20 protein-coding genes are annotated in these 19,510 nt (G+C 61.6%); 16 read left to right on the forward strand and 4 right to left on the reverse strand.

Going from position 1 to position 19,510, the window contains the following annotated elements:
* Window positions 1–25: 25 nt before the first annotated feature.
* The 11 genes from BLU35_RS06270 to BLU35_RS06320 all read left to right on the forward strand — a co-directional run bounded on the left by BLU35_RS06270 (window position 26) and on the right by BLU35_RS06320 (window position 10,074).
* Window positions 26–892, forward strand: a complete 867-nt coding sequence (locus tag BLU35_RS06270) for a segregation and condensation protein A (protein WP_373419810.1) — start codon at window positions 26–28, stop codon at window positions 890–892.
* The gene (gene scpB / locus BLU35_RS06275; protein ID WP_093232419.1) at window positions 885–1,616 is read left to right on the forward strand and encodes an SMC-Scp complex subunit ScpB; all 732 of its coding nucleotides are present in this window, start codon (window positions 885–887) and stop codon (window positions 1,614–1,616) included. The genes BLU35_RS06270 and scpB overlap by 8 nt, the downstream gene beginning before the upstream one ends.
* Window positions 1,617–1,692: 76 nt before the next feature.
* Window positions 1,693–2,805: an ABC transporter ATP-binding protein gene (locus BLU35_RS06280; protein ID WP_093232420.1), complete on the forward strand. Its 1,113-nt coding sequence runs from the start codon at window positions 1,693–1,695 to the stop codon at window positions 2,803–2,805.
* A 93-nt stretch (window positions 2,806–2,898) separates the two neighbouring features.
* Window positions 2,899–3,105 carry a twin-arginine translocase TatA/TatE family subunit gene (locus BLU35_RS06285; RefSeq protein ID WP_057255816.1) on the forward strand — a complete coding sequence of 69 codons (207 nt, stop codon included), beginning with the start codon at window positions 2,899–2,901 and terminating at the stop codon, window positions 3,103–3,105.
* Between the two features lie 74 nt (window positions 3,106–3,179).
* A complete protein-coding gene (gene tatB, locus BLU35_RS06290) occupies window positions 3,180–3,857 on the forward strand; it encodes a Sec-independent protein translocase protein TatB (RefSeq protein WP_093232421.1) in 678 nt (225 codons plus the stop codon).
* Entirely contained in the window at window positions 3,854–4,696 is an 843-nt protein-coding gene (tatC, locus tag BLU35_RS06295) for a twin-arginine translocase subunit TatC (protein ID WP_057255820.1), read from the forward strand. The genes tatB and tatC overlap by 4 nt, the downstream gene beginning before the upstream one ends.
* A 46-nt stretch (window positions 4,697–4,742) precedes the next feature.
* Window positions 4,743–6,026: a serine--tRNA ligase gene (gene serS / locus BLU35_RS06300; RefSeq protein ID WP_093232422.1), complete on the forward strand. Its 1,284-nt coding sequence runs from the start codon at window positions 4,743–4,745 to the stop codon at window positions 6,024–6,026.
* A gap of 27 nt (window positions 6,027–6,053) precedes the next feature.
* Window positions 6,054–6,821 carry a 5'/3'-nucleotidase SurE gene (gene surE / locus BLU35_RS06305; RefSeq protein ID WP_057255825.1) on the forward strand — a complete coding sequence of 256 codons (768 nt, stop codon included), beginning with the start codon at window positions 6,054–6,056 and terminating at the stop codon, window positions 6,819–6,821.
* Entirely contained in the window at window positions 6,822–7,475 is a 654-nt protein-coding gene (locus BLU35_RS06310) for a protein-L-isoaspartate(D-aspartate) O-methyltransferase (RefSeq protein WP_093232423.1), read from the forward strand. It abuts the gene before it with no gap.
* Window positions 7,476–7,656: 181 nt separating this feature from the next.
* The gene (locus tag BLU35_RS06315; RefSeq protein WP_093232424.1) at window positions 7,657–8,301 is read left to right on the forward strand and encodes a biotin biosynthesis protein BioC; all 645 of its coding nucleotides are present in this window, start codon (window positions 7,657–7,659) and stop codon (window positions 8,299–8,301) included.
* Window positions 8,302–8,520: 219 nt separating this feature from the next.
* Complete coding sequence (locus BLU35_RS06320; RefSeq protein ID WP_093232425.1) at window positions 8,521–10,074, forward strand: peptidoglycan DD-metalloendopeptidase family protein; 1,554 nt, start codon at window positions 8,521–8,523, stop codon at window positions 10,072–10,074.
* 227 nt (window positions 10,075–10,301) lie between these two features.
* Here BLU35_RS06320 and BLU35_RS06325 read toward each other — a convergent pair whose 3' ends face one another.
* Window positions 10,302–11,171 (reverse strand): ATP-binding protein, encoded by an 870-nt coding sequence (locus BLU35_RS06325; protein WP_093232426.1) that lies wholly within the window; start codon window positions 11,169–11,171, stop codon window positions 10,302–10,304.
* A gap of 302 nt (window positions 11,172–11,473) precedes the next feature.
* Here BLU35_RS06325 and yajC point away from each other — a divergent pair, with 302 nt between their 5' ends.
* The 5 genes from yajC (at window position 11,474) to BLU35_RS06350 (ending at window position 16,304) form a co-directional block, all read left to right on the forward strand.
* A complete protein-coding gene (gene yajC, locus BLU35_RS06330; protein WP_093232427.1) occupies window positions 11,474–11,809 on the forward strand; it encodes a preprotein translocase subunit YajC in 336 nt (111 codons plus the stop codon).
* Window positions 11,810–11,856: 47 nt separating this feature from the next.
* Complete coding sequence (gene secDF, locus BLU35_RS06335; protein WP_093232428.1) at window positions 11,857–14,427, forward strand: protein translocase subunit SecDF; 2,571 nt, start codon at window positions 11,857–11,859, stop codon at window positions 14,425–14,427.
* A 1-nt stretch (window position 14,428) separates the two neighbouring features.
* Window positions 14,429–14,815, forward strand: a complete 387-nt coding sequence (locus tag BLU35_RS06340) for an Mth938-like domain-containing protein (RefSeq protein WP_093232429.1) — start codon at window positions 14,429–14,431, stop codon at window positions 14,813–14,815.
* Window positions 14,816–14,837: 22 nt separating this feature from the next.
* Window positions 14,838–15,680 carry a phytoene/squalene synthase family protein gene (locus BLU35_RS06345; protein ID WP_093232430.1) on the forward strand — a complete coding sequence of 281 codons (843 nt, stop codon included), beginning with the start codon at window positions 14,838–14,840 and terminating at the stop codon, window positions 15,678–15,680.
* Window positions 15,681–15,836: 156 nt separating this feature from the next.
* Window positions 15,837–16,304 (forward strand): hypothetical protein, encoded by a 468-nt coding sequence (locus BLU35_RS06350; protein WP_058326614.1) that lies wholly within the window; start codon window positions 15,837–15,839, stop codon window positions 16,302–16,304.
* Between the two features lie 87 nt (window positions 16,305–16,391).
* On the opposite strand, the gene trmFO is transcribed toward BLU35_RS06350, so the two are convergent.
* The 3 genes from trmFO to BLU35_RS06365 all read right to left on the reverse strand — a co-directional run bounded on the left by trmFO (window position 16,392) and on the right by BLU35_RS06365 (window position 18,616).
* Window positions 16,392–17,810, reverse strand: a complete 1,419-nt coding sequence (trmFO, locus tag BLU35_RS06355) for a methylenetetrahydrofolate--tRNA-(uracil(54)-C(5))-methyltransferase (FADH(2)-oxidizing) TrmFO (RefSeq protein WP_093232431.1) — start codon at window positions 17,808–17,810, stop codon at window positions 16,392–16,394.
* A gap of 98 nt (window positions 17,811–17,908) precedes the next feature.
* Complete coding sequence (locus BLU35_RS36615) at window positions 17,909–18,052, reverse strand: DUF1127 domain-containing protein (RefSeq protein WP_082616298.1); 144 nt, start codon at window positions 18,050–18,052, stop codon at window positions 17,909–17,911.
* Between the two features lie 420 nt (window positions 18,053–18,472).
* Complete coding sequence (locus BLU35_RS06365; protein ID WP_065376908.1) at window positions 18,473–18,616, reverse strand: DUF1127 domain-containing protein; 144 nt, start codon at window positions 18,614–18,616, stop codon at window positions 18,473–18,475.
* Window positions 18,617–19,510: the final 894 nt, after the last annotated feature.

The following is a 19,510-nucleotide window of genomic DNA, read 5'->3' on the forward strand; positions in this document are numbered from 1 at the left end:
CCGGCAGGAAAGGATTGGACTGTCAGTGAGCAATGCGGGCGAAAGACAAGGCAAGCCTGCGTCGAAGGCGCCGATGGAGCCCCTGTGGCAGGAAGAGACTTCAGAGCGCGGGCTGCATGAAGAAGCGCTGGTGGTTGATCTTGCCGGTTTCGAAGGCCCGCTCGATCTCTTGCTTCATCTTGCCCGCAGCCAGCGTGTCGATCTTTCGCGCATCTCCGTACTTGCACTCGCCGAGCAATATATCGCCTTCATCGAGCGGGCGCGCAGCATCCGCATCGAGCTTGCCGCCGACTATCTCGTCATGGCGGCATGGCTTGCCTATCTGAAATCGCGCCTGCTGATCCCACAACAGGCGAAGGACGACGGTCCAACGGGCGAGGAAATGGCCTCGGCCCTGGCTTTCCGGCTGAAACGCCTGGAGGCGATGCGTGAGGCGGCAACAAGGCTCATCAATAGAAACCGGCTCGGCCGGGATGTCTTCGTTCGCGGTGCCCCGGAACATATCGTCACCGAGAAGAAGTCCGGCTTCGATGCCTCGCTCTATGATCTCCTGAGCGCCTATGCGAGCCTGCGTCAGCGTCAGGCGATCACGCAGGTGACGATCGAGAAGCGCCATGTGTGGTCGCTTGCCGACGCGCGCCTGATACTGGCGCGCATGATCGGCGGTCTCGACGATTGGACAGCGCTCGATCATTTTCTCATCCGCTACATGACGACGCCGAAGGAGCGGGCAACGGCGATCGCCAGTTCCTTCGCAGCTTCGCTCGAGATGGTTCGCGAGGGCCGGCTGGAGATCCGCCAGGAAGAGGCCTTTGCGCCCATCTATCTTCGGCGCGGACCGAACCCGATCGATGCGGAGACGCTTGCCGAAATGGAGGCAGCCCGTGGCTGAAGCCCAAAAGTACGTGCCCGAAGCTTCCGACGAGGACGATGAGATCGGAGCGACGCCGACCTTCGATCCTCGGATGGAGCAGGAAGCCGAGCGGATCGCGGAAGCCCTGGTGTTTGCTTCGGCGCAGCCGGTGTCGGAGACCTATATCGAAAGTCGCCTGCCGCTTGGTGCCGATGTCGGTCGCATCATGATGCGGCTGAAGGCGCTCTACGCGACGCGCGGCGTCAACCTGGTTCAGGTCGCCGACCATTGGGCTTTCCGCACGGCAGCCGATCTCTCCTTCGTCGTGCAGACCGACGAACAGGGGGTCCGCAAGCTCTCGCGCGCTGCGCTCGAAGTTCTTTCCATCATTGCCTACCACCAGCCGGTGACCCGCGCGGAGATCGAGGATATCCGCGGGGTTCAGACGTCGAAGGGCACGCTCGACGTGCTGATGGAAGCGGGCTGGGTCCGCTTCAGGGGACGCCGGCGCACGCCGGGCCGGCCAGTCACCTTCGGCACCACCCGCGATTTTCTCGATCACTTCGGTCTCGAAGAACTGCGCGACCTGCCGGGTATCGAGGAGCTGAAGGGGGCGGGGCTGCTTTCCGGCCGCGTGCCGTCCAATCTCAATATTCCCGTTCCGGTAGGCGAAGACGAACTTGCCGAGAACGAAGACCCCATCACCCAGCTGGACCTTGAAGAACTGGGGCTCTTGACACCGAAGGGCGAAGAAGCTGATTAAAACCTGAATGGGGATATCGGCTTTCCCTGGCGCCCGGCCGTTTCAGCGGGCGCGACTGGTGTCAAGGAATGCAAGCATGGTTTCAGATCCGCAGGACGCTCCCGTCATGACAACGCGACGGACGGCGGGTGTATCCTTCGCGGCGAGCCTGGCCTTCGAAGATATTCATCACAGCTATCACGCCAAGGAAACGATCAAGGGCGTCAGCCTGGCGGCCAAGGCCGGCGAGGTCCTTTGCCTGCTCGGTCCGTCTGGGTCCGGCAAGACGACCTTGCTGCGTATCGCCGCAGGGATCGAGAAGCAGAGCACGGGACGCCTTCTGCTCAATGGCCAGGAGATTTCCGGCCCCACGGTTTTCCTGCCGCCCGAAAAACGCGGTGTCGGGCTGATGTTCCAGGATTTCGCGCTCTTCCCGCACATGTCCATTCGCGACAACGTCCGCTTTGGCCTGACGGCGATTCCAAAGAAGGAAGCCCTGAACCAGGCGGACGCGGCACTCGAGCGTGTGGGGCTCTCCCACTACGCTAACCAGTACCCGCACGTGCTTTCCGGCGGCGAGCAGCAGCGTGTGGCGCTTGCGCGCGCGCTTGCGCCGCGTCCTGCCGTGCTTCTGATGGATGAACCGTTTTCCGGCCTCGACTCGCGTCTGAAGGATTCGATCCGCGCCGATACGCTCGCTATCCTCAGAGAGACCCGGGCGACGGCGATCGTCGTCACCCACGATGCGGAAGAAGCGATGCGCATGGCCGATCGAATTGCGCTGCTGCAAGATGGGCGACTTGTCCAGGTTGGTACGGCAGATGAGCTTTACCGCCATCCGAGAAACCTCTTTGCGGCCGGTTTCTTCTCGGAAATCAACGTGTTCAATGCGCAGGTTCACAATGGCCGCGTCGATACGCCGGTCGGCACCGTAGCGGCCGGGCGCCACGGCGAAGGGGAGCGCGTTTCGGTCGCGGTGCGGCTTTCCGGGGTGCGCGTCGGCGAGGAGAATGGCGACACGCCTGCGCGCATCGTTTCCCGCCGGTTCATCGGTGTGGTGGAGTTGTTGGAACTGGCCGTGCCGGGCTGCGAGGACATTGTGCGCGCCCGTATCCGCGCGGACCAATTGCCGCAAGGATTGCGTGACGTAATGCTTTCGGTTAACGAGCGGGATATATTGCTGTTTGAAAAAGACGCATCAACGTCTTAGGGTCGATCGCAAGGCGCGATTGTCCGTGGCACGCCTGAAATTTGACATGTGGCAGGCTCTTAATTTTGATGAGAGCCTCAAGGGAGTAAGAGCATGGGGTCCTTAAGCATCTGGCACTGGCTAATCTTTTTGGCGGTGGTCCTGCTATTGTTCGGTCGTGGCAAGATTCCGGAATTGATGGGCGACGTTGCCAAAGGCATCAAGAACTTCAAGAAGGGCATGAGCGAGGACGACGCCGGTTCGGCTGACAAGACGATCGACAACAAGACGGTCGACCACAAGTCAGACGAAGTTCGCTAACGATCAAGCGTCCGTAGGGCCCGGCTGGCATTGATGCCAGGCGGGCTGGATCATGGATTTGCAGGACATATCAAATGCTTGATATCGGCTGGACCGAGCTTGTCGTCATTGCAATCGTTCTCATTGTCGTTGTTGGGCCGAAGGATCTGCCGCCGATGCTGCGGGCATTCGGGCGCATGACCACGAAATTGCGTGGCATGGCCTCCGAGTTCCGTCAGCAGTTCGATGAAGCGTTGCGCGAAGCGGATCTGGACGACGTCCGAAAAACGATCAGCGATGCGCAAAGTCTCAACCCGGCCAATGCGCTCAGGGATGCGATGAATCCGCTTCGCCAGATCGGCAACGATATCAAATCGGACCTGCAGAAGGCTGCGACGCCTGACAAGCCCGCCACAACGGGTACCACCGAGCCCGCGACTGCGGGGCCGGTCATGGCCGCTCCGGTAGCTGTCGCGGAAGCGAAGCCCGCAGATGCGGTCGCCGCTGCGGCCGTAGGCTCTGCCACTCGTCAGCTCGAGCGCGCCGAGGTTGCCGTCCCGGCTGAAAAGCCCAAGCGGATGCCAAAGGCGAAGGCCGATCCGGCACCGGTGGCAAAGAAATCTGCAACGCCAAAGGCGGCTGCGCCCAAAACTCCGGCAAAGGCACCCGCAAAGGCGGTGGCCGAGAAGAAGTCGTCGAAGCCCGCAACAGCCGAGCCGGCTACCAAGACGTCCAAGCCGCGCGCCAGCACGCGCAAGAAAGGTGAAGCATGAGCGGCGATATCGAGGACCGGCCGCAGCCGCTGATCGAGCATCTGATCGAATTGCGCAGACGCCTGATGTGGGCCGTCGGCGCGTTCTTCATGGCGTTCCTCGTCTGCTTCTACTTTGCCAAGGGCCTCTTCAACCTTTTGGTGCTGCCGTTCAAATGGGCAGTGGGCTGGGCCGGCCTGAACCATCGCAATGTCGAGCTGATTTATACGGCCCCGCAGGAATTCTTCTTTACCCAGATCAAGGTGGCGATGTTCGGCGCTATGGTCATCGCCTTTCCCGTGATCGCCGCGCAGATCTACAAGTTTGTCGCCCCAGGCCTCTACAAGAACGAACGCGCTGCCTTCCTGCCATTCCTGGTCGCGTCGCCGATACTGTTCCTCATGGGGGGCGCCCTGGTCTATTTCTTCTTCACGCCCATGGTTATGTGGTTTTTTCTGGCCATGGAGCAGGGCGGCGGCGAAGGGCAGGTGGCAATCCAGCTCCTGCCAAAGGTATCGGAATACCTGAGTCTGATCATGTCGCTGGTCTTCGCTTTCGGCCTCGTCTTCCAGTTGCCGGTGGTGACGACGTTGCTTGCGCGCGTCGGGCTCGTCACTTCCCAGGGCCTCAAGGATAAGCGAAAGTACGCGATCGTCATTGCGTTCTTCGTCGCAGCCATCTTGACGCCGCCCGATCCCGTTTCCCAGATCGGCCTTGCACTGCCAGCCATCCTTCTCTACGAAATTTCGATCTATACGGCGCGACTCATCGAAAGACAGCGGGCAGCGGACGCGCTCAAGAGCGAAGTTGCCGAGTCGCAGGAAGGATCTTCCGGAGAGGTCGGCCCCGCCAAGGGCTGAGCATTCGAGATTTCGCGCCGTGAGTTGACCAACGCGTGGAACGACAATGCTTGATATTAAATGGATCCGTGAAAATGCCGAGATGCTGGACGCCGCCCTGGCGAAGCGGGGCGCGGAGCCTTTGTCGGCGTCGCTGATCGCCCTCGACGAACGCCGCCGCACGATCCTTCAGTCGCTGCAGGACATGCAGTCGCGCCGCAACGCTGCGTCCAAGGACATCGGCGCCGCTATGGCGCAGAAGAACGCCGAGCTTGCCGAAAAACTGAAGGCCGAGGTGGCCGAACTCAAGAACGCCATGCCGGCGCTTGAGGAAGACAGCCGCAAGGTGGAAACAGAGCTCAACGACGCGCTCTCCCGCATTCCGAACATCCCGCTCGAGGACGTTCCGGTCGGCGAAGATGAGACCGGCAACGTCGTCAAGCGCGTGGTCGGCAACAAGCCCACCTGGAATCACCAGCCGCGCGAGCATTTCGAGATCGGCGAGGCGCTCGGCCTCATGGATTTCGAAGGGGCTGCCCGCATTTCCGGCTCGCGCTTCACGATCCTGAAAGGCCAGCTGGCCCGGTTCGAGCGTGCGCTCGGCCAGTTCATGCTCGACCTGCACACCCAGGAACACGGCTACACCGAAGTGCAGCCGCCGCTCCTCGTGCGCGACGATGCGATGTACGGTACGGGACAGCTGCCGAAATTTGCCGAAGACCTGTTCCGCACGACGGACGGACGCTGGCTGATCCCGACTGCAGAAGTGCCGCTCACCAACATCGTTCGCGAGCAGATCCTCGAAGGCGAAAAGCTGCCGCTGCGCTTCACCGCGCTGACGCCGTCCTTCCGCTCGGAGGCGGGTTCGGCCGGTCGCGACACCCGCGGCATGCTGCGCCAGCACCAGTTCAACAAGGTCGAATTGGTTTCGATCACCGATGCCGAAACTTCGGTGGATGAGCACGAGCGCATGACGGCGTGTGCGGAAGAGGTGCTGAAGCGCTTGGGTCTGCACTACCGTGTCATGACGCTCTGCACCGGCGACATGGGCTTCGGTGCACGCAAGACCTATGATCTGGAGGTCTGGCTGCCGGGACAGGATACCTACCGCGAGATTTCGTCCTGCTCGGTCTGCGGCGATTTCCAGGCCCGCCGGATGAATGCCCGCTACCGCACCAAGGAAGACAAGGGCACGCGCTTCGTTCATTCGTTGAACGGATCCGGTGTCGCCGTCGGGCGCGCGCTGATCGCCGTCATCGAAAACTATCTGAACGAAGACGGTTCGGTATCGGTGCCGGATGTGCTGGTGCCCTATATGGGCGGCCAGACGCGCATCGAGAAGGCCGTCTGAGCGGACGTCAAGGGAAGGACGGCAACCATGCGGATCCTGCTGACAAACGATGACGGCATTCATGCTGAAGGTCTCGCTGTGCTCGAAAGGGTCGCCAGGACGATCTCGGACGATGTCTGGGTCGTGGCACCCGAAGCGGACCAGAGCGGTTTGGCGCATTCGCTGACCCTGTCGGAGCCGCTGCGGCTCCGGCAGATCGCCGAGAAGCGCTTTGCCCTCCGGGGCACGCCGACGGATTGCGTCATCATGGCGGTTCGCAAGGTGCTGGATCGCAAGCCTGATCTCGTGCTCTCCGGCGTCAACATCGGTGCCAACATGGCCGATGACGTGACCTATTCCGGCACGGTTGCGGGCGCTATCGAGGGCACGTTGCAGGGTATTCGCGCGATCGCGCTCAGCCAGGCCTATCACCACGCCGTCGGCAAGGCTGTGCCTTGGGATGTGGTGGAGACACACGCGCCGGGCCTGATCCGCAAAATGATGGCCGTGGACCTGCCCGATGGCACGTTTCTCAACGTCAATTTCCCGAACTGCTCGGCTGACACCGTTGCCGGGATCGAGGTAACGTCGCAAGGCAAGCTCGACTTTGGCCTGTCGATCGATGAGCGGACGGACGGCCGTGGTTTTCCCTACTTCTGGCTGCGCTTCGGCGAGCGGTTCGGCGATTTTCGCGCCGGAACCGACATTCACGCTCTGCGCGAGAATCACATCTCGGTGACGCCGCTCAAGCTCGACTTGACGGACTATAGCGTCCAGGACCGTCTGATGCGGGCTTTGAACGAAGGGGCTCATTGATTGAGCGCGCGCGTTTCGGAACAGGAAGGCTTTGCCAAGATGGTGCTACGGCTGCGCGCCGCCGGCATCATCAATCATGACCTCCTCAAGGCGGTCGAGCAGACCGCGCGCGGCCAGTTCGCGCCGCCGCAATATCAGGCCGAGGCCTACTCGCAGCGGACGATTCCGCTCGAGTGCGGCTCGTTCATGGAAGGCTATGATTTTGCGGTGCGGTTGCTGCATTGTCTGAACCTGAAGACAGGACAGCGCATCCTCGAGGTCGGTACCGGCAGCGGCTTTACCGGAGCTGTGATGGGGCGTGTGGCTGAACGCGTCCTGACGATCGACCGCTATCAGACACTCGTCGGTACGGCCCAGAAAAACCTTGAGAAATCAGGCGTTCGCAACGTGATCGTTCGCCATGCCGATGGCAGCGCCGGGGTGCCGGGCGAGGGTACGTTCGACCGCATCCTGATCACCGCTGCCTTCAATAGCCTGCCGCGCATGTTTTCCGATCATCTCGTCTCAGGCGGAACCTTGGTGGTGCCGATCATGATGAGTGAGACTCATTGCCGGGTCGTTCGGGTCAACCGAACGGGAAGCCGCTTCGATCGCGAGGATCTGTTTGATGCGCCTTACCTTCCGATCGTGCCGCAGCTCGCGTCGTTCCTGTGATACGGCCGCTGCCGAACATCTCCGCCGGCACTTTGGTGCGTTAAGGAATTCTTAACCGCGTCCAGCCTCGCGCAAGCTTCGCGCCATACCCCTCCAGTGCACGATAGGTTCCGCCCGCGAGTCGTCGCTCTTGCACGACTGGGATGTTGTTGCCGGATCGTGAGATTGACGGAGACGGCAAATGCAGATCGCGAACAGGCTGACGGCCGCAGCATCGGGCGACGGGCTGAATAATCTTGCAGGGCGCAACGCCGGCCAGGCGAATTCCGCCGGCAAGGACGAACAGTCCGCACAGGCGCTCGCGGCGAGTCTCTTCGACCCCACTCCGCGCATCTCGCTTTCCGCCGATGCTCTGCTCTATCTCAGCCAGACGAAGAAGGCATCGGACGGACAGCCGGCGCTCAGCCGCGACGAGTGGAACAACCGCCTGTCTTCGCAGCTGGCGTTGCGCGAATACCAGGCCTTCGGCAAATTTCTCGATGCCGGGGATCATGAGGGCTACTACAAGAACTTCATCGACTACTACGACAGCCTTCGTCCCGAAGATCAGGACAGCCTGCGCTATTTTGGGACGCGTGAAGCCGCCGTCGCCGGTCTGCGGTCGCTTGAATATGAACAGGCGAGCGGCGCCGACGGCGATACCACGTTCCAGACGCTGGTGAGTGTCCTGCTTGAAGAAGACAAGACCGCTCAGTCCGAAACCCCCGTCCGTCCCGAGGGGCGTCCGATTTTTGCCTGGGATCTGACAAGCATCAGCTATGAAGATGAACCAACGGAGCGGCATTCCGTTTCGGAAATCGAGCGTCTCTATTCCGAACTGAGCTAGGTTCTCGCGATTGCCGCACGCGGGGCTTCTGCGCCCGCGAAGCGTGGCGGGACGCTCACGGCGTGCGGCCAGGCCGATCGGCATTCTCAGATGGCCGGCCTGGCCTATGGTTAGCGTTTCGTCAAATTAGTCCTTTGGTGGTGCTGACCTTAACCGGGCGGTAACTCTAATACGCTTTAATCATCCCACATCGAGTTGCGTTCGGAGTGGGTAAGCGTCATGCGTCAGTTTGTATCTCCCGGGGTTGGAAAGTCCACGATCCGCCTGTGCGTGGCGGTCCTGCTAGCAGGCGCCGCAACGGGCTGCAGTTCGGATGCCAGCCGATTTGACGGCCTGTTCTCCCGGTCGGACAACATCACCACAAATTCAATTCCGCGCGATGCGACGCCGGTTCCGCGTGGCGACGTGGCTGTCGGCCAGATGGCGGCAGCTTCTCCGGCGGATAACGGTGCTCTCGGCCAACCCTATCCGACTGCAAGCGCGCAGGGTGGCTATGATCCAGTGAATACCGCTTCCACTCCGGTATCGGCTGCCCGTGGTGCGTCAACGCCGATCTCCGTCCAGCGCACGACCCTGGCCGATCCGAGCGCGACGACGCGTCAGCGTCCAGAAGCGCAGCCGTTCCCCGCTGCTCGTCAGCAGGCGGCAATCGCGACGCAGCAGACGCTCCCGGCGGCCGTCAACGAAACCGCAAGCAAGAGCGGCTGGACGACGCAGAATGCGCCGACGATCATGGTTCGGCCCGGCGACAACGTCGCAGTTCTCTCCAAGCGCTTCGGCGTTCCCGAGAAGGAAATTCTGAAGGCCAACGGTCTGCAATCGGCTGCTCAGGTCGAAACCGGCCAGCGCCTGGTCATCCCGACCTTTGGTTCCGTCGGTAGCCCTGCGAAGGGGGCTGCGACCAACTCGATCGCTGGTCTCGATGGTAGCAAGCGCCAGCCTTCGCCCTTGCCCAACGATCAGCGCGACGTTGCAATCCTGCCGGGCTCCGCCCAGTCTCGCGACAAGAACGCTGGCAAGACGGATGTCGTTGCGGGCAAGCCGGCAACGAACGGCGAAGGCAGTGGCGGCGGCACCTACACCGTGAAGCCCGGCGACTCGCTCAATCGCATTGCCAAGACGACGGGCGTGTCTGTCGCAGCCCTCAAGCAGGCGAACGGTCTGAGCGCAGAATCGATCCGCGTCGGCCAGACGCTGCAGCTGCCGGGCGCGGCGGGTGCCGCGCGGGACCAGGTCAAAACCGCATCGGTTCCGAGCAAGAAGACTGAGCAGCCGCAGGTTGCTTCACTCGAAAAAGGTAAGCCGGCAGAATACCAGCCGCCGGCCGCCAAGCAGAGCGTTACGGACGTTGCTGCGCTCAAGGCGGATGTCGATGAGGACTCGCCGAAGTCGACCGGGATCAGCAAATATCGCTGGCCTGTTCGCGGCGCAGTGGTCGCCGGCTACGGCGCCAACGTCGACGGCAACCGCAACGACGGCATCAACATCTCGGTGCCTGAGGGCACGCCGATCAAGGCGGCGGAGAACGGCGTCGTCATCTACTCGGGCAGCAGCCTGAAGGAGCTCGGCAACGCTGTCCTGGTCCGCCATGACGACGGCACGGTCACGGTCTACGGCAACGCTTCCGAGCTCAAGGTTCAGCGCGGCCAGAAGGTACAGCGCGGCCAGACGCTCGCGGCTTCCGGCATGACCGGTCGCGCCAGCCAGCCGCAGGTGCACTTCGAGGTGCGCAAGAATGCGACCGCGGTGAACCCTTCGACCTTCCTCGAATAGTCCGGCCTCCGGGTCTGACTGGATCTACTGCATGTCTCCTTAAATCGACCTCGATCTAAGGACAAAGACATGCAGAAAATCAAAGTGCTACAGCGACCTTTGCGCGTCTGAGAAGACGCGCGGCGCTGTAGGAAGCCTAAGAATCAGATACCGCCCGCCGGATTTCGGCGGGCGGTATTTTTTGTCCATGGTCGAGCAGATTTGGCCAGCGATCCGATCGCTAAGGCCTATGCGTCCAGTCGATGGCGCATGCGTCCGGCAAGGTCCTGAATGAATTGCCAGGCGACGCGGCCGGACCTTGCGCCGCGGGTCGTCGCCCATTCGAGCGCTTCCGCATGCAGGGTCTCGGCCTCGACGGCGAAGCTATAGTGCTTTGCATAACCATCGACCATGGCAAGGTAGTCTTCCTGGCTGCACTTGTGGAAGCCGAGCCACAGCCCGAAGCGGTCGGACAGCGACACCTTTTCCTCGACCGCTTCGGAAGGATTGATGGCGGTCGACTGCTCGTTTTCCATCATGTGGCGCGGCAGCAGATGGCGCCGGTTCGATGTCGCGTAGAGCAGCACGTTCGACGGCCGACCTTCGACGCCACCATCGAGTACGGCCTTCAGCGATTTGTAGGACGTGTCGTCATGATCGAAGGACAGGTCGTCGCAGAAGACGATCACGGGCACCGGTGCGGTCTTGAGGATGTCCATCAGCGCGGGCAGGGTGGCGATGTCTTCCCGATGCACCTCGACGAGCTTGACCGCGACGCCGGTATCGCGGGCGACCTGCGCATGCACGGATTTCACCAGCGAAGACTTGCCCATGCCACGGGCGCCCCACAGGAGAACGTTGTTGGCAGGAAAACCTTCGGCGAAGCGCAGCGTGTTGTCGAGCAGGATGTCACGGACGTGATCCACTCCTGATATCAGCGACAACTCGATACGGTTGGGCTTGGCAACCGGTTGCAGGTGATGTGTGGCTGGAGCCCAGACGAAGCATTCGGCGCCGTCCCAGTCATTGCTTGCTGCGGCTGGACCGGCCATGCGCTCGATCGCCGCGGAAAGCTTCTGCATTTCCCTGATGAGAACGTCGATCTTTGCATCCGGCATATGTCTATCTCCAACAACTGAATCAATCATTTGGTCGCACTGCAATGAAAACGGGGCGCCTGAAACGGCACGCGATTGCCCCGCAATTGCGACGCTACCGTCAACAGACACCCGGTAGCACGCAGGTTTGCGCTGGAAAAGGCCGCAGAGCCCCGTGCGGGGGGTTCTCCTCTTGTGCAAATTGTGTCAGAGGCACAGGAACGGGTAAGGGTGCCGCCGCTTTGCAGAGCGGCCGCGCGCCCCTATATTCCGGCCGATTTGGTGCGGAGGAACCGCCGATATTTGAACTCAAGGAGTGATCGATGTTCATTACCGAAGCTTTTGCGCAGACAGCCGGTGCCCCTTCCACCGGCGGCGCGGACATTCTCATGTCCATCCTGCCGTTCCTGCTGATCTTTGTTGTCATGTATTTCCTGATCATCCGTCCGCAGCGCGCCCAGATGAAGCGCCGCGAGGAGCTGTTGAAGAACATCCGTCGCGGTGATCAGGTGGTGACCGGCGGCGGCATCGTCGGCAAGGTTACGAAGGTCGTCGATGACAACGAACTCGAAGTCGAAATTGCCGAAGGCGTGAAGATCCGCGTCGTTCGCGGCGGCGTATCTGAAGTTCGCGTCAAAGGCGAACCTGTGAAAGAATAAGGGACGCGGACAGCCACCATCCGACGAACAACTGGAGCGTTTGACGCATGCGCAGATTTCCGCCGTTGAAACGTATCCTCGTCTGGTTGGTGGCACTCGCCGGCATCGCCTTCGCGTTGCCGAATGTTCTGAGCCGTGAAGAGGCAGCCGGATTACCGTCCTGGATGCCGCATCGCCAGGTGGCGCTCGGCCTTGATCTCCAGGGAGGCTCGCACTTCATGCTGCGGGCCGCGCGCAGCGACATCGTCGCCGAGAGGCTCGAAGCGGTCGCCAGCGAAGTCGGCAAATCCCTGCGCGATGCCGATATCGCCTATATCGGCCTATCGGGCGAAGGTCAGTCAATTTCGTTCCGGGTTCGGGACCGTGCGCAACTCCCCGCCGCTCGCGATAAGCTGAAGACACTGACGGCGCCGGTCGATGCCGGCGGATTTGGCTCCGGGTCGATTTCCGAAGTTGTGTTTGACAGCGCCGACGAGGATGAACTCGTCCGCCTGCGCCTTACCGACGAAGGCATCGACTACCGGCTGTCACTGGCCCTTACGCAGTCTATCGATGTGGTGCGTCGCCGCGTCGCTGAAGTTGGCGTTCTGGAGCCGCTGATCCAGCGCCGTGGCGAAGATCGGCTCATCGTCCAGGTGCCGGGGCTCGACGACCCGCAACGACTGAAAGATCTGCTCAGCCAAAGCGCACATCTGACTTTCAGATTGCTGGATACGTCCGTGCCGGTTGAGCGAGCCGTCGATGGCCAGGTGCCAGCGGGCGCAGAAGTCCTCTATTCCTATGACGATCCGCCGGTTCCCTATCTGGTCCAGAAGGAACCATTGCTGGCAGCGGCCAGTTTTGTCGCCGCGCAGCCGGAAGCAGATGCCGGCGCCGATACGGCGTCGGTCGCGGTCAAGCTCGAGGCGGCCGCGCAGCAGCGGGTTGCCGCCGTCGCGGAGCAGCAGCCCGAGGCGAAGATTGCGATCGTTCTTGATGGCCAGGTTGCCGCAACGCCCAAGCTTTCGGATGCCGTCAAAGGCGACACGGCGCGTATTTCCGCCGAGCTTCCGGCCGACTCTGCTGCGGATCTTGCCGCCCTCATCAGGACCGGACCGCTCCCGACACCGCTGACTTTCGTCGAGGAGCGGACGGTCGGCCCTGGTGTCGGCGATGACGCGATCGCCGATGGGCTCAAGGCAGGGCTTGTCGCGGCGATCGCCGTCGCCGCCTCGATGATCGTCTTCTACGGCGTTTTCGGTGTCTTTGCCGTCATCGCGCTCGCTTTGAATATCGTCTTGATCCTCGCGGCGCTTTCCGTGTCAGGGGCGACGCTGACCTTGCCGGGGATTGCCGGCATCATCCTGACGATCGGCGTCGCGGTCGATTCGAACGTGTTGATCTACGAGCGCCTTCGCGAGGAGGTTCGTGGTGGCGAGCCGTTGCTCCGCACGATCAACAACGCCTTCTCTCGCGTGTTCAGCAGCATTTTCGACGCGAACCTGACGATGTTGATCGCCAGCGCCATCCTGTTCTATCTCGGTTCCGGGCCAGTGCGCGGTTTCGCCGTCACTCTCGCGATCGGCAGCGTCACGACGCTTTTCACCGCCTATACGGTGACCCGTCTGATTGTGAAGCGTTGGCTCCGGCAGTGGAAGTCGGAACGCCTGCCGAAGGGCATTCGAACCGGGCGCTTCAGCGATCTGGACATCCGTTTTATGCGGATCCGCAATCCGGTGTTCATCCTGATGGCCGCCTTGTCGGCCGCCTCGGTGCTCCTGCTTGCGGGTATCGGGCTCAATCTGGGTGTGGACTTCAAGGGCGGCTCGATCATCGAGCTGCACTCCAAGGGCGGTCCCGTCGACGTCGCCGACCTCCGCACCCGCCTCGACGAGCTGAACTTTGGCGAGGTCCAGGTCCAGCAACTGGGCTCGGGCGAGGACGTGCTGGTGCGGGTTCCGTCTCAAGAAGCGGGCGACAATGCCGAGCAGACCGCAGCCAGCGTCATCAGGGCGGAGCTGGCCGAGGAATACGACTTCCGCCGCGTCGAAGTGGTTGGCCCGGTTGTTTCGGGCGAGCTGACGCGCGCGGGAACGCTTGGGCTCGCAATCTCCTTCGTGGCGATCCTGCTCTATGTCTGGCTGCGTTTCGAGTGGCGCTTTGCCGTCGGTGCGATTATCGCAACCGTGCACGACGTGCTGCTGACGATCGGGTTCCTGGTGCTGACGGGCATCGAGTTCAATCTCGGCAGTATCGCCGCCGTGCTCACCATCGTTGGCTATTCGTTGAACGATACAGTTGTGATCTACGATCGCATTCGCGAGAATCTCGGCCGCTATCGGCGCATGCCGCTTTCGGTGCTGATCGATACGTCGATCAACCAGACACTCTCGCGCACGATCCTGACGGCGCTGACGACCATTCTGGCGCTTGCTGCACTCTATCTCTTCGGCGGCGGCCTCATTCGCTCATTCAGCATCACCATGCTGTTTGGTGTCGTCGCCGGGACGATCTCCTCTATCTATATCGCCGGCCCGATCCTCATCCTCTTCGGGAAGCGGACGGACCACATTCCGGGGGACGAAAACGCGTCCGGCGCGGATACGGGTGCTGCCGGCGCGGCAAAGGGTACAGTTTGAAATGCCCAAGGGTATTGAAATTCGCGAAGCGCATTTTCCGGGCCGCGCACCGATCGATGCCTATGGCAACGGCGGCTTTCGCTTTGCGGACATGTCGCATCGCGGCTCGATCCTGATGCTGCCCTCGGGCGTCTATGCGTGGGACGCGGCCGAAGGCGATCCCCTGGCCGTCGAGAAATTCCTCAGGGTCATCGATGAGGCGAAAGACATCGAAGTGCTGCTGGTCGGCACCGGTAAAGACATCCGCCCGCTGCCCGCCGACCTGAAGGCCGCGCTGCGTGCCGTCAATGTATCGTCGGATCCGATGAGCACCGGGGCTGCGGTTCGCACCTACAATGTGATGCTGGCCGAATCGCGTGCTGTCGCCGTCGCGCTGATTGCTGTCTGATCGGGCATTCGGGGAAGACCACGTGCAAGATATTTCCGCTCAGATCCTGGCCGACCTCAGGGATACGGACCGCGACCGCTATCTTGCCTGCCTGCTTGCCCCCGCCGACAAGCAGCGCTCGCTCGCAGCACTCTATGCCTTCAACGCGGAGATCGCGCGAATTCGCGATCTCGTGCATGAGCCGATTCCAGGCGAAATCCGCATGCAGTGGTGGCGCGATCTCATCGGCAACGACGCAGCCTCCGGTGAGGGGCATCCGCTTGCTGAAGCGCTGCTGCAGTGCATTCGCGAGCACAGGCTGCCGGTCTCGGTCTTGCAGAACATGATCGATGCCCGCATCTTCGATCTCTATGACGACCCCATGGAAGACCGCTCGGCGCTCGAAGGTTATGCCGGCGAGACCGCTTCGGCCTTGATCCAGCTCTCGTCGCTGGTGCTCGACCCACAGAATGCGGCCAAATCCGCGGAAGCCGCCGGTCACGCCGGTGTGGCGCAGACTGTCGCCGGACTCCTGATGCTGCTGCCGCTGCATCTGAGACGCGGCCAGGTGTTCCTGCCGGCAGAGCTGCTGCGCGCGACTGGCCTTGATCGGGAAACGCTTGTCGCCGGCAAAGATAGCGACGGTATCGGCCGGGCGATCAGGGCATTTTCTGGGTTCGGGCGGGATCATCTGGCCAAGGCACGGGCTCAGATGGCGGCGATCTCGCCGCCGAATTTTGCCGCCTTCGTGCCGCTTGCGTTGGCCGAGCCGATCTTCGATCGCGCCGAGGCGGCTGGCGCCGGACTTTTGAAGGCGCCCATTCGCCCGGCGCAATGGCTACGGCAATGGTGGATGTGGCGTGCCGCTCGGCGTCGTCGCTTCTAGCGCGGCAAGGCAGACGGCTGTAGCGGAGCGGCTGCCCGGTAAAAACCCGATGCGTTCCGCGTCGGCGCGCCCGACGGGACGCCAAATTGGCACAAGCCTCGTAGTCTATAGAAGCGGTTTATCGGCGTCATGCCGAGCGAAGGGGAGCGCCCGCGGATGCTTTGGTTATTGCTCATCGCCGTCATTGTTCTGGCCGGCGCATTCTACATGTGGATGAACGCTCGTGCGGAGCGGGATTGGGACAATCCCGATGCAGGTTCTGCGATGGTGGAATTCGGGCGCGCATTTCCGGATGAAGCGATCCGGGCGCTGCATTCCACCGCGGACCGGAAGGCGATCTTCCTGAGGCTGCACGACGGCAAGGCGGGCTTCATCCAATCGCATGGCACGCACTATGTCTGCCACGTCATCCAGCCTGGAAAGGTCCGGGTGAACAGCTCGGAGACCGGCCGTGGGCTGATCGTGCATTTCCCCGACTTTGCCTATCTGGACAATGCCTTCGAGTTCCAGAACGCCGGCGAGGCGGCGGAAGTTTCTCTCTGGCTGCTCGGCAGCTTCAACCCGAAATCGGAATTCACGCAGCCCGACTCGGAACCGTCCCCTACAGCGCAGGCGAGCGAGTAGCGACTTCACAGATCCACCATTCAAAAGAAACGGCCCGCCGGCGTCATCGCGAGCGGGCCGTTTCGTGTTCTGGTATGATATTCGCCGTCAGGCGGACTTGCCGAGCCATGCGGAGCAATCTGCGAGCGCACGCGACGCCGTTGCCTGCTTCTTTGCAGCGGCCTTTTCCTTGCCACGGAAGCGCTTGGCGCCCTCCGGCTTGGTGATTGCTCCCGGATCGAGCGGCGGGAACAGGCCGAAATTGACGTTCATCGGCTGGAACGAACGTTTGCCCGGCTCATCGTCGGAAACGATGTGCCCCCCGGTGATATGGTTCAGCAGCGCGCCGAATGCGGTGGTCGCTGGCGGTGCGGCCAAAGTCGCGCCCTTGCGCTCAGCGGCGGCGAAGCGCCCGGCGAGCAGGCCGATGCTGGCGCTCTCCACGTATCCTTCGCAGCCGGTGATCTGACCGGCAAAGCGCAGGCCCGGGCGCGACTTCAGCGTCAGCGTTCGGTCGAGCAGCGTTGGCGAATTGATGTAGGTGTTGCGGTGCAGGCCGCCGAGGCGTGCAAATTCGGCATTCTCCAGGCCCGGGATCATCCGGAAGACTTCCGCCTGGGCGCCGTATTTCAGCTTCGTCTGAAAGCCGACCATATTGTAGAGCGTGCCAAGCGCGTTGTCCTGGCGCAGCTGCACGACGGCATAGGGCTTGACCGTAGGGTTATGGGCGTTGGTGAGGCCCATCGGCTTCATGGGTCCGTAACGTAGAGTCTCGCGGCCGCGTTCGGCCATGACCTCGATCGGCAGACAGCCATCGAAATAGGGCGTACCTTCCCACTCCTTGAAGCCGGTCTTGTCGCCGGCGACCAGCGCGTCAACGAAGGCGTTGTACTGCTCCTCGGTCATCGGGCAGTTGATGTAGTCCTTGCCGGTGCCGCCGGGGCCGACCTTGTCGTAACGCGACTGGTACCAGCAGACGTCCATGTCGATCGTCTCGGTGTAGACGATCGGCGCGATGGCATCGAAGAACGCGAGCGCATCGGCGCCCGTTTCCGTGCGGATGGCTTCTGCAAGATCGGGTGCCGTCAACGGGCCGGTCGCGATGACCGCGAGGTCCCATTCCCTCGGCGGCAGGCCGGTGATTTCTTCGCGCACGACCGTGATCAGCGGATGGGCGGCAATCGCCGCGCTGACGGCATCTGAGAAGCCGTGACGATCGACGGCGAGCGCGCCGCCGGCCGGAACCTGGTTGGCATCGGCGGACTTCATGATCAGCGAGCCGGCAAGGCGCATTTCCGCATGCAGAACGCCGACCGCATTGCTGGTCGCATCATCCGAGCGGAACGAATTGGAACAGACGAGTTCGGCAAGGCCGTCGGTCTTGTGCGCGTCGGTGCCGCGCACGCCGCGCATCTCGTGCAGAATGACCGGGACGCCGGCCTCGGCAATCTGCCAGGCAGCCTCCGAACCGGCAAGGCCGCCGCCGACGACATGGATGGGGGAGTGGGGAGAGGTGTCTTTGCTCATGGCCGGCTTCCTATCACGGCTCGCCCCTCGGTTCCAACGCGAATAAACGAAAACGGCGCCCTGAAGGCGCCGTTTTGGAAGTCGGTTCGAGCCGTTGATTAACGGAAGGAACGGGCCGCAATGTTGCGGATATCGTAGCGGGTGATGCCGATATCACTGAGAGCGTGGTTCGACAGGTTGCCGAGCTCGCTGACGGTGCGGCGGTAGTTGATCCAGCTTTTTGCGATGCGAATCGGGTTCATGACTTTTTCCTCAAGATCGGTTTGTCGCGACAGCCATCTGTCTGCGTCGTTGAGGTTCTTATACGCTTGTCTAATTAGAAGGTGGAGTGCAAAGAAAATGCAGCTGCTATGCATTTGTGCAGTGCATCGCCGCATAGATGGGCACCGCTTCAAAAGGCGGCATCAATTAACGATTGATTAAAATGCGGATCACTACGCTCTAGTGTTTTGTTTTTCATATCTTTTTGGAATTGGAGCGCGAGCGGTTGCAATGCGTGCCACGAGGGTGGTGCTCGCTGATCGCCGGCGAGCAGCGCAACAGCATTTCGCAGGTGCGAAAGGGCGGCGGTGACGCCAGAGCAAGAGGCAAAAGAAAACGCCCCCCGGAATGAACCGGAGGGCGTTTACTGGAGGTCGGTCGCGCTTGAAGCGCAGCCTGAATTACTTGATCGCCTGGCGAGCAACGTAGGGGATGTCGCCGCGGCCGATGCCGAGGTCGCTCAGCTCACGGTCGCTCATGCGGCCGAGTTCGTTGCAGGTCTGACGATACTTGCGCCAATTGTTGAAAGAACGTGCGAGGTTCATGATCCTATCCTTTCTAGGGTCGTGTGCCAGCGCTCATCTCTCTTGCTGGCCGTCATCTGATGGTCTGGAATATAATCGTTTTGAGCAGAAGTTACAGAGATATTGCTGCATCGCACCCATGCAGCACGTGCAAGCCTGAGCACGGCGGACAGATGTCGGATGGCGTTCGAAACGCATCTGCAATCAGGTTTTGATGATTGAAGCTTTCGACCCAAATCGAGGGCCGGAAAACAAACAACGCCCGCTGGGGGAGGAGATCCAGCGAGCGTCGCTTTGTTCTGATCGGCAACCGGGAGGAGGAGTGTCGCCGATCCAAATCGAGGGGCGCTGGGAGGAGGAGTGCGCCGCCCCGATCGATGAGTTGAAGATAGTATGGAGCCGGGCGGAAGGGTAGCGCTGATCCAGAATGGCACCTATGCACCGAGCGCATGGCTGCGAGCGAATACAGAGAAAGTGTGCACGAATATTGTGCAATTGCGCAAAGTCGGAGATTTTCTTGCTGGGGGAGGGCTGAAAACAATAACGCCCGCTGGGGGAGGAGGTCCAGCGAGCGTCATTTGAAGTGATTGGCAACTGGGAGGAGGAGTGTTGCCAATCTGATCGGAGGAGCGTTGGGAGGAGGAGTACGCTCGACCGAATTCTCTCGGGTTTTGCCCGGGCCTTTCTCAGTAAACTGAGGCGGTTGGCCGCTTCCGCCGGCGACCGTCTGGCTTCATGCCGTCGTTCGCCTTTGATGATTTGAATATAGGCGCTTTAAATCGATTTGTGCAGTGCAATATCCGCATGGAAGATATGCGCATCGCGCAAGCCGTTCATCAGTGCCTTTCGGCTCTGGGGCCTCAGTCGCGACAGAGCGATTGTGTTTCCGAGCCGATACGTGGTTAGTTGGTGACG

Origin of the sequence: Sinorhizobium sp. NFACC03 (assembly GCF_900103435.1) — a bacterium.
Lineage (GTDB): Bacteria > Pseudomonadota > Alphaproteobacteria > Rhizobiales > Rhizobiaceae > Ensifer.

Bases quoted from the DNA above. Each gene is read 5' to 3' on its own strand.
- BLU35_RS06340 (WP_093232429.1), top strand. From the start codon at position 14,429: ATGCCCAAGGGTATTGAAATTCGCGAAGCGCATTTTCCGGGCCGCGCA.
- serS (WP_093232422.1), top strand. From the start codon at position 4,743: ATGCTTGATATTAAATGGATCCGTGAAAATGCCGAGATGCTGGACGCC.
- BLU35_RS06285 (WP_057255816.1), top strand. From the start codon at position 2,899: ATGGGGTCCTTAAGCATCTGGCACTGGCTAATCTTTTTGGCGGTGGTC.
- BLU35_RS06365 (WP_065376908.1), bottom strand. From the start codon at position 18,616: ATGAACCTCGCACGTTCTTTCAACAATTGGCGCAAGTATCGTCAGACC.
- BLU35_RS06350 (WP_058326614.1), top strand. From the start codon at position 15,837: ATGCTTTGGTTATTGCTCATCGCCGTCATTGTTCTGGCCGGCGCATTC.
- secDF (WP_093232428.1), top strand. From the start codon at position 11,857: ATGCGCAGATTTCCGCCGTTGAAACGTATCCTCGTCTGGTTGGTGGCA.
- tatC (WP_057255820.1), top strand. From the start codon at position 3,854: ATGAGCGGCGATATCGAGGACCGGCCGCAGCCGCTGATCGAGCATCTG.
- BLU35_RS36615 (WP_082616298.1), bottom strand. From the start codon at position 18,052: ATGAACCCGATTCGCATCGCAAAAAGCTGGATCAACTACCGCCGCACC.
- BLU35_RS06280 (WP_093232420.1), top strand. From the start codon at position 1,693: ATGGTTTCAGATCCGCAGGACGCTCCCGTCATGACAACGCGACGGACG.
- BLU35_RS06320 (WP_093232425.1), top strand. From the start codon at position 8,521: ATGCGTCAGTTTGTATCTCCCGGGGTTGGAAAGTCCACGATCCGCCTG.
- trmFO (WP_093232431.1), bottom strand. From the start codon at position 17,810: ATGAGCAAAGACACCTCTCCCCACTCCCCCATCCATGTCGTCGGCGGC.
- BLU35_RS06325 (WP_093232426.1), bottom strand. From the start codon at position 11,171: ATGCCGGATGCAAAGATCGACGTTCTCATCAGGGAAATGCAGAAGCTT.
- tatB (WP_093232421.1), top strand. From the start codon at position 3,180: ATGCTTGATATCGGCTGGACCGAGCTTGTCGTCATTGCAATCGTTCTC.
- surE (WP_057255825.1), top strand. From the start codon at position 6,054: ATGCGGATCCTGCTGACAAACGATGACGGCATTCATGCTGAAGGTCTC.
- yajC (WP_093232427.1), top strand. From the start codon at position 11,474: ATGTTCATTACCGAAGCTTTTGCGCAGACAGCCGGTGCCCCTTCCACC.
- BLU35_RS06315 (WP_093232424.1), top strand. From the start codon at position 7,657: ATGCAGATCGCGAACAGGCTGACGGCCGCAGCATCGGGCGACGGGCTG.